At 33.5% G+C, this 16,822-nt stretch carries 17 protein-coding genes; 2 read left to right on the forward strand and 15 right to left on the reverse strand.

Translation table 11 applies throughout. The features are described from left to right. Window positions 1-6 precede the first annotated feature (6 nt). Both BN4220_RS16095 and BN4220_RS16100 read right to left on the reverse strand, forming a co-directional pair. Window positions 7-1,254 (reverse strand): alpha/beta hydrolase, encoded by a 1,248-nt coding sequence (locus BN4220_RS16095; RefSeq protein ID WP_242867807.1) that lies wholly within the window; start codon window positions 1,252-1,254, stop codon window positions 7-9. 232 nt (window positions 1,255-1,486) lie between these two features. Continuing rightward, a complete protein-coding gene (locus tag BN4220_RS16100) occupies window positions 1,487-2,269 on the reverse strand; it encodes a hypothetical protein (RefSeq protein WP_066718755.1) in 783 nt (260 codons plus the stop codon). 192 nt (window positions 2,270-2,461) lie between these two features. Here BN4220_RS16100 and BN4220_RS16105 point away from each other — a divergent pair, with 192 nt between their 5' ends. Both BN4220_RS16105 and BN4220_RS16110 read left to right on the forward strand, forming a co-directional pair. Beyond that, window positions 2,462-4,078, forward strand: a complete 1,617-nt coding sequence (locus tag BN4220_RS16105; RefSeq protein WP_066718758.1) for a DEAD/DEAH box helicase — start codon at window positions 2,462-2,464, stop codon at window positions 4,076-4,078. 443 nt (window positions 4,079-4,521) lie between these two features. Continuing rightward, window positions 4,522-5,577, forward strand: a complete 1,056-nt coding sequence (locus BN4220_RS16110) for a tyrosine-type recombinase/integrase (protein ID WP_066718761.1) — start codon at window positions 4,522-4,524, stop codon at window positions 5,575-5,577. A gap of 96 nt (window positions 5,578-5,673) precedes the next feature. Here the strand turns inward: BN4220_RS16110 and BN4220_RS16115 are convergent, their stop codons facing one another. The 13 genes from BN4220_RS16115 to BN4220_RS16175 all read right to left on the reverse strand — a co-directional run bounded on the left by BN4220_RS16115 (window position 5,674) and on the right by BN4220_RS16175 (window position 16,808). Then, window positions 5,674-6,147: a hypothetical protein gene (locus BN4220_RS16115; RefSeq protein ID WP_066718764.1), complete on the reverse strand. Its 474-nt coding sequence runs from the start codon at window positions 6,145-6,147 to the stop codon at window positions 5,674-5,676. Window positions 6,148-6,282: 135 nt separating this feature from the next. Continuing rightward, window positions 6,283-6,603: a hypothetical protein gene (locus tag BN4220_RS16120; protein ID WP_066718768.1), complete on the reverse strand. Its 321-nt coding sequence runs from the start codon at window positions 6,601-6,603 to the stop codon at window positions 6,283-6,285. A 26-nt stretch (window positions 6,604-6,629) separates the two neighbouring features. Continuing rightward, window positions 6,630-7,559 (reverse strand): dienelactone hydrolase family protein, encoded by a 930-nt coding sequence (locus tag BN4220_RS16125; protein WP_066718771.1) that lies wholly within the window; start codon window positions 7,557-7,559, stop codon window positions 6,630-6,632. 334 nt (window positions 7,560-7,893) lie between these two features. Further along, the gene (locus BN4220_RS16130; protein ID WP_066718774.1) at window positions 7,894-8,568 is read right to left on the reverse strand and encodes an HAD family hydrolase; all 675 of its coding nucleotides are present in this window, start codon (window positions 8,566-8,568) and stop codon (window positions 7,894-7,896) included. 192 nt (window positions 8,569-8,760) lie between these two features. After that, window positions 8,761-9,759 (reverse strand): C45 family autoproteolytic acyltransferase/hydolase, encoded by a 999-nt coding sequence (locus BN4220_RS16135; protein ID WP_066718777.1) that lies wholly within the window; start codon window positions 9,757-9,759, stop codon window positions 8,761-8,763. Continuing rightward, complete coding sequence (locus BN4220_RS16140; RefSeq protein WP_066718779.1) at window positions 9,756-10,640, reverse strand: DUF4085 family protein; 885 nt, start codon at window positions 10,638-10,640, stop codon at window positions 9,756-9,758. Before BN4220_RS16140 ends, BN4220_RS16135 begins: the two co-directional genes overlap by 4 nt. A 158-nt stretch (window positions 10,641-10,798) precedes the next feature. Beyond that, a complete protein-coding gene (locus BN4220_RS16145; RefSeq protein WP_066718782.1) occupies window positions 10,799-11,188 on the reverse strand; it encodes a GyrI-like domain-containing protein in 390 nt (129 codons plus the stop codon). A gap of 45 nt (window positions 11,189-11,233) precedes the next feature. Beyond that, complete coding sequence (locus tag BN4220_RS16150; RefSeq protein WP_066718785.1) at window positions 11,234-11,779, reverse strand: hydrolase; 546 nt, start codon at window positions 11,777-11,779, stop codon at window positions 11,234-11,236. A gap of 133 nt (window positions 11,780-11,912) precedes the next feature. Next, a complete protein-coding gene (locus BN4220_RS16155) occupies window positions 11,913-13,409 on the reverse strand; it encodes a methyl-accepting chemotaxis protein (RefSeq protein WP_066718788.1) in 1,497 nt (498 codons plus the stop codon). A gap of 29 nt (window positions 13,410-13,438) precedes the next feature. After that, complete coding sequence (locus BN4220_RS16160) at window positions 13,439-15,001, reverse strand: amidohydrolase (protein ID WP_066718790.1); 1,563 nt, start codon at window positions 14,999-15,001, stop codon at window positions 13,439-13,441. A gap of 300 nt (window positions 15,002-15,301) precedes the next feature. After that, complete coding sequence (locus BN4220_RS16165; protein ID WP_066718793.1) at window positions 15,302-15,628, reverse strand: carboxymuconolactone decarboxylase family protein; 327 nt, start codon at window positions 15,626-15,628, stop codon at window positions 15,302-15,304. 27 nt (window positions 15,629-15,655) lie between these two features. After that, window positions 15,656-16,066 carry a cupin domain-containing protein gene (locus BN4220_RS16170; RefSeq protein ID WP_066718796.1) on the reverse strand — a complete coding sequence of 137 codons (411 nt, stop codon included), beginning with the start codon at window positions 16,064-16,066 and terminating at the stop codon, window positions 15,656-15,658. Beyond that, window positions 16,029-16,808 carry a dihydrofolate reductase family protein gene (locus BN4220_RS16175; protein WP_066718801.1) on the reverse strand — a complete coding sequence of 260 codons (780 nt, stop codon included), beginning with the start codon at window positions 16,806-16,808 and terminating at the stop codon, window positions 16,029-16,031. The genes BN4220_RS16170 and BN4220_RS16175 overlap by 38 nt, the downstream gene beginning before the upstream one ends. Between the last annotated feature and the right edge of the window lie 14 nt (window positions 16,809-16,822).

The raw sequence follows: 16,822 nt of genomic DNA on the forward strand, positions 1-16,822 counted from the left end.
ATATTATTACTGCACTATTTTTTCTTCCAAGAACATAAGAATCTTATTACAATATTCTTCATCTTGCTCAAAATTGATAAAGTCAGTATTTTTTATAATAAAATGCGCATCTGAGTCCCGAATCCATAACTCACAATCTTCTAATTTCTCTTTTAAGCGCAATGCATTTTCATAAGGAACCGATGTATCCCCTTTACTTGCAATCAAAAATACTGGTCTCCCATCGGCATTTTGAATTTGATTGATAGGTTTCATCGTGTATACTATATTTCCAAAATTGAAATAAAGACCAATATGAGTAATCAATCTTCCAAAGTTTGATATAAATTGTGGGACATTGTTATTATTCATATAGTCATAGACAACATCTTCGAAACTAGAATATGCAGACATTGCTATTAGTCCGGAAATCTCCTCTATACTGCCAAATGCATTGACTGCCACTGCCCCACCCATGGAGACCCCTTGTAAAACAATAGGAATATCTTTATACTTCTCTTGTCCTTTAATATACTGAACCAATGCTTCTACATCTTTTGTTTCTTCATATCCAAGACAAATCTTATCGCCTTCACTTTTCCCATGTGCTCTTAATTCCAATAGAAACGATGCATATCCATTGTTTTTCATCCATTTTGCATGTCCATAGTAATAAGTAACGGAGGGCTGCACGATGCCTGAAATATATATGATAATAGCCTTGGGATTTTCTACTGTTACTTCTGAAACCCATAAGTCAATGTTATCCTCGGATTTAATTGTTAATTCATTTGACGTGATTCCAAAATCTTTGGCTGTATAAATTCCTTGCAATGGATATGGCGGTGCAGTATTTCCTGTATAGTCCACATGTTTATTTACAACGGCCCATATAACTATGCTTGGAATGATAATGCAAACCAAGGTAAATATCACTAAAATAAGCAAGATAACTTTTTTTGTTGCTAATTTCTTTAATCTCGTTAAAATTGTATGTTGGGACTTTCTAGATTGGTAAACTTCTTTATTTTCAAATTGTTCAAGCTTTCTTGCCTTAAACTTACACACGATATGAATCATATAAGTGATTATAATAGGAAAGACATAATATAATCCGTAAATGATTACGAAATAATCAGGAGCACTATGGACATTTGATTTTCTAATTTCAATATATTTAATAAGGATGTGCACAAACATAATTAAAAGTAGAATTACGAATATCTTAAAAAAAATACTAGAAAATAACTTTAGTTTTTCTAATCTAGACTTCAAAATTTATACCTCATTCCATAATTATTTAATGTCGATATATGTATAAAATGCTTCTATAACTATATTTTTATATGATTCCTTTCAGATTTCTATAATGTTACTTTTCTAAATGTATTATGATTAATTATATCAATATTTCCTTTCTAACTATATTTCAGTATGTTTTTAGGATTACTTCCCGATCCACAGTTCAAATAATACTTTTTTAACCACATTTTAAATTAGTACTTCTCTAACCACATTTTAAAATAATCTCTTCAATATTGTCAGTTATAAATTCATAACACCGATTTAAAAAATCCTCCATACTAACTCTATTGTTATAAAACTCTTCAATATAATCCATTATAAATCGATTGTTTATCTTCTCCCTATAAAATGAAGCATACGATTTTTGACTATTCGGAAATACAGATTGAATTCGTTGATCTGCTAAGGTAGGACCAACAATAATCTCTTCTAAAAACCAAAGAGCTTCTGGATGAGTTGGTTCCGTCGTCTTCGTATAACCATGCATAGACTTCCATTTTTCAAAAAATACAAAATGATTTATTTCATGAATCGCTCCACCCATAATTTTCTCTTCTATGCTATTATAATTTATCCAAAATTCTTTCGTAATTACATCTCTAGGGAAAACGGGTAAGCAGCCAAGGTAGCAGATAATATTGGGACCTGATACTGACCATTCAACTTCAAATAAGGAGAGCATACTTTGTAAAAGCGGGCGCTCAATCTCGTTAAATCTTTCTTGAATCTCAATAACTCTTGCTTCTAATGCCTCATTCGATTCTATTAGTTCTTTTTTAATCTCATAATCCACGATTTGATATATCTCAGCATCCGATAAGCTTGGTTTAAATTTATCCTTAAACGCTGGGAACCTGCCACATAAACGTTCTGAAAAAGCAAGGCTATTGTTTGTATTCTTTATCACCGTCTGAGTAAGCTCATAAATAAGTTCCACATTCTTTTTTGGTTCTATTTTCTTAACTATAATTTTAGGTAAAAACATACTCATTTCCTTTCTATGGAAATATAATTTTAGAATAACAGGAATGTATTGAAATGTAAATACATGGGCTGTTTAGGAAATTGATAATTATTTATAGTTAGGCTATGATACATACCAAATTTCTATAGATAAATTTGATTGCATCCGCTATACTAGTAATATACATGCACACATTGCATCACGGAGGAATAAATGGACGGACAAAGTTTTACACATTATAATCTTAGCAAAGAAATATTAGAGGCTCTAAACCTCTTAAACTATAAAGAAGCTACAAAAGTGCAGCAATTGGTTCTACCAAAGGCATTGTCAAAGAAAGACCTTCGCGTGAAGGCATCCACTGGCAGTGGAAAAACTGCTGCCTTTGGAATTCCTATCTCTGAAATGGTTGATTGGCTAGAAAATAAGCCACAAGCTCTTATCCTTGTTCCAACAAGAGAATTAGCCATACAAGTTTCTGAAGAAATTCGTAGCATTGGTCGTTTAAAACGATTAAAAGTTAGCGCTATCTTTGGAAGGGTGGATATAAAACGTCAAGAATTAGAATTAAAACAAAAAACACATATCGTTGTAGGTACTCCTGGCAGAATTAGAGATTTGATTTCACGTGGTTCACTGGTAATTGATGAAATTAAATATCTCGTTATAGATGAAGCGGATGAAATGTTTTTTATTGGCTTAAAGGAACAGGTTGAGGATATTATAAAACAACTACCAAAATCACGTACAACTATGCTATTTTCTGCTACCCTATCCGAGGATATTAATGAACTTGTTAAACAATACATGATAGAACCTCTCGATATTGAAGTTGAAAGTGAAACTACAACTATGGATCAGATTAAGCAACTTGCCTTTTTAGTTGAAGAAGAACAAAAATTTGATGCTTTAAAATATGTTACGATCACTCAGAATCCTGACAGTTGTATAATCTTTGCGAATACACAAGTAAAAGTGGATGAAATCTATGAGTTTTTAAAAAAGAATAAGTATCCTGTGAATTGTCTTCACGGTGGCTTGCAACAAAAAGAGCGGATGAAAATCATGGAGAGTTTTAAACAAGGTGGCTTTCGCTATCTCGTTGCAACGGATGTCGTTGCAAGAGGGATTGATATTGATAAGCTATCATTAGTTATTAATTTTGATATGTATCGTGGACTAGAAAATTATGTACATCGTATCGGTAGGACAGGCAGACAAAGAGAAATAGGAACTGCTGTAACGTTTTATACGAAAAATGAAGAAAGCAAGTTAGAGGAGTTAGAAGATTATTTAAAAACATCTATATTACAGGTGCCTACTGAAAATAAATCAACTAATATTGAATTAACTAAAATTGAATCTGACGATATTGAATCAACTGAAATTAAATCTACCGATATTGAATCTACTGATATTGAATCTACTGATATTGAATCCGCTGCTTACTTACCTTCTGACTCTTCTGATTCAATTATTAAACGAATCGAGAATGAGACCTTTATCATATCTTCAAACGAACAATTACGCTTTGAAGAAAAACTAAAACAAACCCCTGTAGTTAAGCCGAATAAAAGTAAGAACGTTGAAAAAGATATTCTTAAACTTCATATAAACGCAGGTAAAAAGGCTAAGATACGTACGAATGAGATTGTGGCTACGATATGTAGTATCGAAGGAATCTTAGATACGGATATTGGCGTTATTCAAATTACCGACATCGCTACATTTGTTGAAATATTAAATAACAAGGGTTTGCATGTTTTGGAGGAACTTAAAAAGAAAACGATTAAGGGTAAAGTACGTAAGGTGAATATTGCTAGACGTTAGCAAGTACCAGAACATGTGTTCATACCCTCGTAAAAAGTACACTTTCTATTTGTTGTAGCATCAACTTAATTACTTATTTTGCTATTGTTTTCCGATTTTTGATTTATATCTACTGAATATTAGCATATTTTAACTGATTATGGTATTGATAGATAGATATTTTAAAAATACGTATATTAAACATATGTTCGATTCTTTAGTTTCATGGCATAAAATTAGACTTATTTTCCCTATTTGTGCTTAAGACGCACCTTTTCTCAAGAGAGAGGTGCTCTTCTGATAAGCTATTTCTGAGAAGTTTTCAAACTTCTTAATTTGATTTACCGTGTAAAGTACGTACCTATAATTACTTAATTAGTAGTAAGGTTCAACTTTATCATGTGCAATAAAATAATTATACTTTAACAATTGTAGTAAAACACGTTAGAAAAGAGGTATGAATTATGGAACATAGAACATATCATCAAGAAAAAGACATTGAAAATGTCAAGAAACTTCGAGAATTACAACAAGAACTCCCTCGTTGGTTAAGGGATTATTTTCGTGGAATTGAATATACAAAAGAATCTAGAACCCGTATAGCATATGCTATTGATTTGAAGATCTTCTTTGATTACATTCAACAACATAACCCAATGTATAAAAACATGAATGTGCAAGATATACCGATTGACATTTTATCTAAGCTAAAAGCAACAGATATTGAAGAGTATTTAGAGTATTTGAAATTGTATAAAAATGAAGAAGGTAAAGAAATAACTAACAACGAGCGTGGCCTTCGTAGAAAGCTTGCTTCGCTTCGTTCCATGTATCATTATTATCATAAAAATAGAATTATTACTGAAAATCCAGTCATTCAAGTTGATATGCCGAAAATCCATGACAAAGCTATCATAAGACTAGAAGCAAATGAAGTTGCTGAATTATTAGATATTGTTGAATCTGGTAGTACTTTATCTGAAAATCAACAGTTATATCATGAGAAGCTTAAAACGAGAGATTTGGCTCTATTAACCTTACTATTAGGTACTGGAATCCGTGTTTCTGAATGTGTTGGTCTTGATATAACAGACGTAGATTTTGATAATGATCGCATTAAAATTGTTCGAAAAGGTGGGTATGAATCCTTTGTTTACTTTGGTGATGAAGTTCGTGAAGCACTACTCGACTATTTAGAAGAACGAAAGAATATTATTGCAACCGAAAACGATGAAAATGCGCTGTTTTTATCTTCAAGAAAACAACGAATTAGCGTACGAAGTGTACAAGTTTTAGTTAAAAAATATGCTCAAACCGTAACCACGCTAAAAAAGATTACGCCTCATAAATTACGTAGTACATATGGCACAAACCTATACCAAGAAACAGGCGATATTTATTTGGTAGCAGATGTTTTAGGACACCGTGATGTTAATACCACAAAGAAGCATTATGCTGCTATTGAGGATGGCCGAAGAAGGTTGGCTAGGAATAAGGTAAGATTGAGGGAGAAGGAATAATTAGTATATGGATATGATTGAAGGAGGGATATAATTTTCCCTCCTTTTAAGTTCGCAATTATTTAAAAAATGCGATTTAACTGTTTATTTTAATTCTTATTTAGTATACTTGAAATACCGTACCCCATTATCAGAAAGTGTAGTTGTAAAACATAAGTTTTGATTAGGTGTAAGTTTTATATAACTACCTTCATAGTCACCAAAATCAAACCCCAGTTTAATATATTCTGGATACCCATATAAATAGCATACTACCTTACCATCTTTAACAAATACTATTTGATTCATATTTTCATTTACAGATTCACTAATATTATCCCATTTGTACCCAATGACTTCGTATATCACTTCTTTGGGTGTATACGGAGCGAAACTATATAACGCATCCCACTCAAATGGTATAAATTCGCTTAAATCCTCAATATCTGCATCTCCGCTTATAACATTAAATGAGTTTATCAATTTATCAGCGTTAATATCCCAGACATCTTTTTTACATACATGAAAAACAATTAGTATTACAATAATTACAATCCCTATCATACATAAAATTTTATTTTTATTTTTCATAATTCCCCACCCTTTTAATCATTTTGTCGGATGTGATACGATATAAAACAAATCACCTTAATAAATTAGAATTTATATGACTAATTATTTTGCAATTCAGTAACCTTTCAACTCTCATATAACGCGAATATGTTTCTACTTCTTACTATGTAATTTAATCAAATCTGTATAATAAATGACTTCTTTGTTTAATGATTTAGCAAATTCAATTTCACTTTTTGTACTACTTCCTATATAATTATCTACATTTACAACTAAAATTGCATCCGATAATTTTATTCTCTCTTTATGCATTTTATCTAGTATAATAGCTTCTTCATCTGTATAATCATCTTTATTAGGTTTTGTAGTATATATAGGGCTTAACATACAATTTCCTTGTAAATCCATTTTTTCTGTAATTTCCATTATTTCTTTCATAAATCTTAAACTACCACATACAGTTATTATTTTCATATTCTCATCTCCTCCACAAATTCTAATTATTGTTTTGCATTTGAATTGATCCAATCAATAATAAAATCGAATCTTTCTTTTGTTAATCCATGACCACCTTGATACCTCTTATGGCATAGGTGGTTTATAGCATTATGCTCTGCATAAGCCGGGCTGGCTTTTTCAACGATATAATTCGCATCTCTTGAATATTTATCATCTTCTGTAGAAACAATAAGTAGCCGTCTTGGTGCAATACATGATACCAAATTGAATATATCATATTTACTATGGAAGTTCGGAATTACACTCGCCATTTCAATCCCTACATTGTTTAAAATTCGATTTTCATAAGTACAAGCACTGCCGCTTGCACAGCTATAAGCAATTCGTTCATCAACCGCAGAAAGAAATAAAACAGTATTCCCGCCATATGAATGTCCAAGTGTGCCAATATTTTTGTTATCGACATAAGTAAGCCCTGAAAGCAAAGTAATTCCATTTATAGCATCATTAATCACTTTTTTCATCAGGCAATCGCCTTTTATGATACGATAGCACATTTCATTATAATGCTGTAAAAAGTCTCCATCGTCTGAAAGAGGTTCCGTTCCATGTGCATTTTTGCGTCTTTCTTCAAAGCAAATGGAATCAGGCGCCAACACAACAAATCCCTTTCTCGCTAGTTCAGGCCCGAAAGCTTGCAAGGGATTTCCAGTTAAACCGCAAACTTCGCTCTTACCTAAATGACGTTCCCCATTGTGTTGATGATTGATAAGAATTGCGGGATTTTTGTCAAGTATATCTGGAAGCAAAAGAAAAGCAATGACTTTGTCTTCGTAAGAATCATATTCTATTAAATGTCTTGTATATCCACTTTCCTTTGTAGAATCAAGCAGTCTGTAATCAATATGGGGTATGTTATTAGAACATGTAATTCCAATGGCTTCTGTTATCTCATTTCTTAAATTTTCCATGTTAACCACCTTGCTTAATATAAAATTTTAGCACTTTATGATATCTAACAAACACGAATATTTGTTGTTCTAATATAATTTCAAAGAGATGTCAATGTAAGTTTATGAAAATTATGCAAATATAGATTACTTTTTTGATATTGCATAATTTAGAAGTCTATAAATCTTAATGCACTATAAACGATTATATTCATTACTTTCATACAGTCTTTATCAGCTTAAGTATCGTTTGTGAAGTCCGTGCTTATGATAGTGGTATCGCCAAGTATACACTTTAATTTTATTTACAGATATAGCACCTACAAAGTCTGTGAGTGCTATTAACTTTTATAACCTACATATGCACAAGACTCATCACATCAAGCGGTTTTTCTATTTGAAGGAAATCATGCTTTCGCTTAGAAGGTTGTGATGTTCCTTCTTTTAAATACCAAACTGCTTGAACTGCTTTCATTCCAAGCTTTCTAGCAGTCTCCAACTCATAACTGCCACCGTCTCCAACATATATACATTCCTCAGCCTTCACAGATAAGTCCTTTATACATCTTTGGAAAATCTCCTCATCTGGCTTTTGAATCCCCTGTTCATAGGAAAGATAAATAGCGTCAAAATATTTAAATAGTTCGCTTCTTCGGATTACTTCCGCTTCTTCTGAAAAACAGTTACTTATTAACCCCACTAAAATTCCCCTTTTTCTCAATGTATAAAGCATTGGAATTATTTCTGTATGTAAATGTTTAAAGCATTCTTCCTTTGTCACGATACGTTTTTCTACGATTTTCTTAAAAAGAGTTTCGGAGTAACAATCATTTTCTCTAAGTATTAATTCCAATGTATCTTCAAATGTTAACTTTCCTATCGTGCGTACGTGCTCCGTTGGACGCCAAAGTGACTGAAATTTATCTTCTGGAATTCCTGCATCCTCTGCCATTTGTGTTCCAAAATATAATGGACTACAATAGTGCGTAATCAACGTTTCAAACATGTCAAAAATTACTGCTCGTGTCATTGTTTCTCCCTCCTACAAATTTAATTTTATCACAGTAAAGCAAAATAACCAAATGAATACGAGACGTTATATATAACTAATTTAATTCAAGACGTTATATTCTTGCATTGGAAACTTTTATTTCCAAGAACGGTCATCTGTTACACTACCGTGTGAATTCACAGCAGAAAGTTGTTTCATTAATTACTATATTTATTTTTCTATATCCAACAAGCTTATAATATGATCATTATATCCATTAACATACGGAAGTCCATCTGACACTTCCATCATTAACTTGTTTGGATATACAACATAACTAAGCTGTGTGGTTTTTCTACAGATAGGAAAACTTCCTTCCCTTTGGCTAAGTATACTCTTTAAAAATTGATTGTTTAATGGTTGGTTATTTAAACGAATTATCTCGCTAAGGTTTTCATATCTCTTCACCGCTTCTTCTTTATAATCTACTAAGTGTGCGTTTTGATCATGAGTAAATGTATTTGAGCTGTAAATGCAGCGCTGACTGGAATAACGTAACTGATGACTGAATGGGCTTTTTTCTATTGCCATACCATTACCGTTTTTGTCTAAAAACACTATGTTATCACCATTACTATCACATGGAATCTCAGACAAATACTTAATCGCATCCTCAGTATTGTTTTGATGTTGTAACGCTAATCTTCTTAAAAATGATAATGGTATTCCTTCTTCATTTATTAATGAATCGTCATTTAAGAATACAACTGAATGTCCCATTGCCAAACCTTTTGAATTAATTCCACCATAGGAACTTACTGTTCCAGCACAGCCAATATGGGCAATAGGATTGCCTTTATCCGGTATGATCGTAAATAATACTTGAAACGCATAACCGGGAAAGTCCATATTTTTACCTAAGATAGGACCATCTTCGGAATCTTCAAATGATACAACAGTACAATATGTAAGATATTTGATATTAACATAGAGAAGTCTCATAAAATCAACTGCTGCCCCATCTGCAATTCCATGTAGCTCCTCTATTATTTCTGGAGTTCTTTTTTCTAAATTCTTTAAGACTTTTTTCGCTTCCATTTCGTAAATATTTCTTTTCATCATATAGTCTTTGGAAAGAGATTTCATAATCCCATCCACCAAAGGCATTAATTGTTTCCCATGTTGATATCCAATTTCATATGGAGTTCCTTTTAAAGTTAAATGAATCATTGTGTTTCCTTTCTCATATCTTCTTTCACTATCACGATATCCTTACACCGAATAATTAGCTCTGATAGCTCATTCCTCTCAAGAAGTATATGAGCTTCATAACCATTTTCCATACAATACAGCTCATGATAAATCCAAACACTACCAACTATAAACTTATCATCTTTAATAATTTCAGAAGAAACAAAAGTTATTTTATTCAGATTGGTGAATCCCCCCTGCGTATTGAGACGCATGACAATATCTTTGTCTACAATAAAATCCGTTACCCTGCAGTCATGGAAACCAAATGCCTCTTTTATAGATTGTGGTATTTTCTCTGCCTGCTGCGCATTCATACATTCCTTAGAGATACTATTCACCTTCATTTCATTCTCATTGCTGATTCCTTCCAACTGATTAAGAACTTTCCTTGTACAATACCCCAAAGCAAATAGACGTATGTCCGCAATTTGATCAATAAGTTCCATTGGCAGTTTCTCTTTCACTTGAATAATTTTAAATGTTTCTTGAATATCTCGGAACTCTTCTCTACATTTCACCTCATCAAAGGGTGGTCGTACATCGTACTCCTCTATCAATTTCTGAATACGTTCCCTTTCCTCAATTGGCATGTGATAGACTATTTCATCCTCCTCAAACATTTCACTATTGGAAAGTATCATCAAAGGTTTAAAAACCTTTCCATCGTCTTCTAACATTATACGTGGGTCAAAGTCATAAAAATTATGTTGCACTCTTACAAATTCATTTTCTTTTCTCTTATATAAGCGATTATAAAGTTCCTCGTTATAGACAGATGCACCTTTTATTACCTTCATGCCAAAGTGTAAACAGGTACGCTGACATAGTTTGTACCATTCTTTTGTAAGATACTTCATAAGAAACGCCTCCCCATGACTTTTATAATAAAATCTATATTTATACTAATAAAAACTAAGTGCATATACATCGTCCTTTAGAATAAATCTACCTTTCTAGATTTTTTGATGTACTGCTCTTAGTTACTAAGATATTTTTAATGGTTACTCAGATTTATTTAACGTTTTCCTTTTTCTACAATCGGTATCCAAAGTTCACAAAAAAGCCCTTCTTCGCCATGTTCAAAGTATATTTCATAATCCGTGTCATCCGTATGTTCATAGCTTGATTGTGGTAGGAACTCCTTGAAAAATCTACTCCACATTTCACTTATGCTATTTCCATCATTCCCATAGCATTTAAACACGACATAATCGGTAGGTTCTATTTTCCACACTGTAAATCCTTCTGCATATAGTGCTTCTAAATTACTCGTATCTGTATCTTTATCACTTAGAACCGCTATCCCATAATCAAACGTTGCAGATTCCTTATCTTTTGGACTGCACAAGCCATACAAATCTTTCTTACCTTCTGGAAATGGATTGTGTGTTATTTTTCCTGTCATTGCTTGCTTTGTTTTGTCTCTGTTAATACATGAGATTCTTCTTATTTAGTCCTGAAAGGTTTTTAATGCTTCAATGGTTCGTTCTATAAGTTCATCTAAGGACCAGCCTAACATATCTGCTCCATTTTGGATTACGTCTCTGGAACAACCCACTGCAAATCCTTTGCTTTTAAACTTTTTCTTTACGGATTTCACTTCCAAATCTTGCACGCTCTTTGATGGTCTCATAAGGACCACCGCTCCAATCAAACCAGTCAATTCATCTACGGCATATAGGACTTTTTCCATCATATGTTCTGGTTTGATATCCACCGTAATTCCGTACCCATGACTTGCGACTGCATGAATGATATTTTCATCAATCCCTCGTTCACGCATAATTTCCTGTTGTTTGATACAGTGCTCCTCTGGAAATTGTTCAAAATCTAAGTCATGTAATAATCCCACGATGCCCCAGAAATCCTCTTCCTCTGCATATCCAAGTTTCCGTGCAAAATATCTCATAGTCTGTTCTACTATTTGTCCATGCTCTAAATGAAATTTGTCTTGATTATATTCTGTTAATAAATTCCATGCTTCATCTCTTATCATTTCTAAACACCTGTCCTATTTAAAAATTTTATATATTATGATCTTACTTCTCTCTATCATACGATAGCTTAGTCAACATTAAAACTGAATTTTAAATAAAGTAATTCGCCATCTCATAATGTAGACAAACTTTTTATAATTTAAACCCTTGAATCAATTGATCTACCTCTTTTAGCAAGTTAGTTTCTTTTGCTACACATTCTGCATTATGACTACATAATTCATATGCTTCGTCTGAACTTGCCTTAACTTCCTCACTAATAGCAGCTAACTGAGTTATGCTATCAATGATCTGATTATTCGATTGTTTAATGTCGGTTACCTTGCTAGATGTTTCATCTATTAAATTCGTCAGCTGATTGATAACCTGATCGATATTCGTAAACTTTGACTCCGCATGCATGATTAAGTCTGTCTCTTCAGACGTAATCTCCAAAACATTGTTTGAGGCTTCTTTTGCATCTTTTGTATTTTCAGTTAATTCAGCAAGCAAGGTGTTAATTGATTCTGTTGAATTTCTAGTTCCCTGTGCAAGATCTCTAATCTGTTCAGCCACTACTCCAAAACTTTTTCCATATTCCCCAGCCCTTGCTGCTTCAATGGATGCATTTAACGCTAGCAAATTTGTTTGATTGGTGATACCTGAAATCATATCTGTAATTTGCTGCACTTCCTGCATCTTTGCTTCTAGATTCTCCATAACTTTTGATACTTTCTGATTCGCTTGTTCTAAATAATTTGACTTATTCTTAATAATATGAATCGCCTCAAGTCCTTCTTTAATTGCCTCTATCGACTGACTTGCTAACTTCGTCATATCATTTGCTGTGTGATTGGTTTCATCAATAATTCCTTGAATATTCTGAGTCATCATAGTCTGATGCATAATGCTTTCTGCATTATTTGCCGTACTCATTGAAATCTCTTTTACAGCTGAATTCATCACATCGTTGGATGTATTCATTTCATTAATGATTGAATCACTATTATCAATCTTGTTCTTTATCTTCTCTGCTACCGCAAGTATATTTTTTGCATACTCTTCTTGTTTTTTCTTTTCATCAACTGCTTCAAAAAGCACATTGTCATTATTTTTCTTGGAGATTCTAGTTACCGCATATGTTAAAACACTGCATAACACAATACCAAAAATCTGCACTGCATATGGTGTATCCAACGTAAATTTAGTTGTCGTATCTGCTTTTAACAGTAAGATTACATCGATAAAATTAACAAAGGAAACAATAATCCCAACACCCAAGGAATACTTTGGTCTAAAATACATCATGGATAAAAATAATGCAGGAAATAGATAGATATATGTACTTGTATTTAGCCCATAAAACATTAAATAGGTAAGTAATATTAAGTACATTCCCATACCAGTATAACAAATGAAAGTTCCATCTGTTTTAAAATATACATAAAGATTGATTAATGTCCCCACTAGAAATATAAGAATTGCTAATATTATATGGGTGATGTCCTTTGAACCAAACAACACTGTATTACAAATCGTTCCCATAATATAAAAACTAAGCACGATAAATGCTATGGTTGTAAACTTTGTAACACTACTTTGCTGCAAAAGAGCTGCGCTTTTCCTCTGTTCTTTTTCGAATGTTTTCATTATATTCTCCTTAAAATGTATGTTCTTTTTTATATCTTTCTTCTGGAACACATTCCCTTAAGTAACAAGAGTACCGAGTTCGTCTTTACTCCTTTGTATGGTTTCCCTGATAAATATAATTGTTGCACTTTTATTTCCTTTAATCTCTCTTTTTCTATCTCAAATGGATTTTCTGACAAAATTACCATATCTGCAATCTTTCCTACTTCAAGGCTCCCCCTTTCCTTTTCATCAAAGGTTGCGGCATACCCATGATAGGTACTCATTCTTAATGCCTCATATACAGAGATTGCTTGAACTTTATTGCTATGATTGCAAGCATTATGAATCCAAAGCAATGGATCAGGAGCTGTACAAGGTGCATCTGAACCAGCACTAAACCTTATATGATTATCTAATAATGTCGCAAGGGGATTTAAGGCTTCACAACGCTGCCCTAATATCTCTTCCAAATACTCATCTGGCTCTTGTTTCCAGTTAATAAATGAAGTCTGAAGTGGTATCTGAATGTGATAATCTTTGCATATCTTAAGTCCCTCATTCGTTGGCAAGCAGGCATGTATGATTCCATGACGATGATCTTTCCTTGGGTAATCATCTAGTGCCGCCTGAATCCCTTTCGTTGCCTGGTCAAAGGCTGCATCTCCAATGGCATGTAACTCAATCTGCAGGTTTGCACGATTTGCCTTTTTACAAAACTCGATAACTTGTTCATCTGAATAATATAAAACGCCCTTTTGGTCCGTTCCTTCATAAGGCTTTTTCATAGCAGCATCTTGGGAGCCATAGCAACCGTCAAGGGCTGTGGCAAAACAGCCTCCAATTCGTGGTAATTTTCTTTTTACTACATTTTTAACATTTAATGTTTGGAAGAACACTCTTAGCTGCATTCCATTATTTAATCCCCTACCAAACCACCGTTCCAAATCTACATCAAGATCTTTGGTAAATCCAACCCCACTAACAGTATGTATCATTCCAATTCCTTTGGATGCCATATAATCAAGAGCTTGCTTCATATTCGAGACTAATTTAAGCACAGAAACTGATTTTGTAACGTAATTTGATACCCTAAAAAATGCTTCCTGCTGCATTTCCCCTGTTTCCTCATTGTAACCACGTAAACCTTTTATCTTATCTTTCAAAATATTTAATAATGCCGAGTTAATCGTACACGCATGTCCATCGTATTTTACTACCATCACTGGCCGGTCAGAACAGACTGCATCTATCTCTTCCTTTGAAATAAGCTTTCTTTCACTCACCGAATAGGGAGATGCCCCAAAAGCGATAATTAACTTATCTTTATTTTTCTTTACAAACTCTGATAACATGAAAGATATCTCTTTATTACTTCTAGCCTCCATAACATTCAGCCCTGCATGAAAGATAGCAAAACTTGCAAAATGAATATGCGTATCTGCAAATGCCGGTATTAAAGCCTTCTTTCCAAGAGATACTCTTTCTACTCCTTCATATTCAGAAGGTATATCATTTCCTATGAAACGTATTTTCCCCTTATCTTCTATCAAATAACGTGCGACTGTATTATGTTCATCGCATGTTATGATTGTACCTTCGTATATCTTCATGTTTTTATGCCTCCCAATGAACTCATTGTTATAACTATATTTTCCTATTATAGAATATTTTTACATTAATTCTACATATTAATTCCTGTTTTTACATACAAAAAGGTAATCTATGCAATTCGTATTTATTAATAAATCAACCTACTAAAAACTTTCCAGACAACAAAAAAGACTACCTAATAATGTTTTCACATTATAAGATAATCTTTTTAAAACGCAGTTATTGAGTTTCTAACATATGAAATGTTTAGAATTGCCTTTTTTTCTCGGACTTACTGAACTAATCTATACACTTTTTATTTAATCAATTTCTTTCCAAATCTCTTTTGCCATACGAAAAGCAGCCCACGCTTTTGGCCATCCTGCATAAAAAGCTGCGTGGGTCAGAATTTCCGAAATTTCTTCCTTTGTTACGCCATGATTTTTAGCATTTTGGAGATGAAATTTTAGAGAATTATCTAATATACCACTTGCCATAAGACATGTTACCGTAACAATACTTCTGTCCCTTGCAGAGAGTTTATCCTCTCTTGACCATACCTCTGCGAATAATACATCATCATTTAATTCAGCAAATTTTGGTGCAAATTTGCCTAGTTCATCCCTACCTGCAGTTATCTTTGTCATATTGATAATACCTCCTGTTTACAATTTTTATTTCAGCTTGCTATAATCTTCATCAGACACAGGTTCGCACCACTCGTTATTGCAGTTTTCTCCGGGAACTTCGACTGCTAAATGCTGAAACCATTCATTCGGTGCAGCACCGTGCCAATGCTTTACATTTGCTGGAATATTTACCACATCACCGGGGTGTAATTCTTTCGGTTCACAACCGTATTCTTGATAATAACCACGACCTGCTGTAACAAGCAGAATCTGTCCGCCACCCTTGTCTGCGTGGTGAATATGCCAGTTATTCCGACAGCCTGGTTCAAATGTGACATTTCCTATAACCACTTGCTCAGTTGACAACATATTCAGATAGCTTTGTCCTTTGAAATACTGTGCAAATCCATCATTTGATTTACCTATGGGAAAAACGCTCATCTCTTTCACACTCATTGCCAATTCCTCCTTTATTTGCATTTTTTACTTTATAGCGGAGCCAAATGCTATCGCCATCTGTTTTTTCTATATGTTCAAGTTCAAAGCTAATTGGATTATCTGTGCTTAATCCTTCCTTTGTGGAAAACAAGGCAGGAGTTTTATCAGATCCATCGGCAGACGCTGCAATGACAACACTAAGTTCGTCACACATCCCAGCCTGTAAGAAAGACCAGTTAATCACTCCGCCACCTCCTAGCATTAACGTCTTGATGGAAAACGCATTAGCCAACTTATCTAATGTCAGACCGTAATCAATATTGTCTTTGCCAACAATAATATACGATATGCCAAGCTTTCTTAAAAACGCTTTATATGCGTTGCTTGCCTTATCTGTCAGTACTTCAATCACATGGGCTGTAGTGTCAATATAAGTAATGGTACTGCTTTTCCAGCCAAGTTTTCCGGTAGGGTCAACCGACACGTAGTACATAGTAGCATTAGGTTCAGCAATAAAATCTCCAGCAGGAACTTCGGGTGCGTTGTCGTCTAGCTGCGGTTTTTCATAAAATGTAAAATTGTCATCGGTTGTAACACGTCCCGACAGCCAGCCTTGATGCTTATAATAAGGATTTTTACCGAATGCTATGTTGTAAAATACATCTCCTGCCGCACTTCCCTTAGGAGTATCCATATATTTGCCCATAATTTTACCATCAAGAGAAGTCATCATATGACAAAAAATATAAGGTCTGTTCATTGTAATCTCATCCT

Origin of the sequence: Clostridium sp. Marseille-P299 (genome assembly GCF_900078195.1) — a bacterium.
Classification (GTDB): domain Bacteria; phylum Bacillota; class Clostridia; order Lachnospirales; family Lachnospiraceae; genus Lachnoclostridium.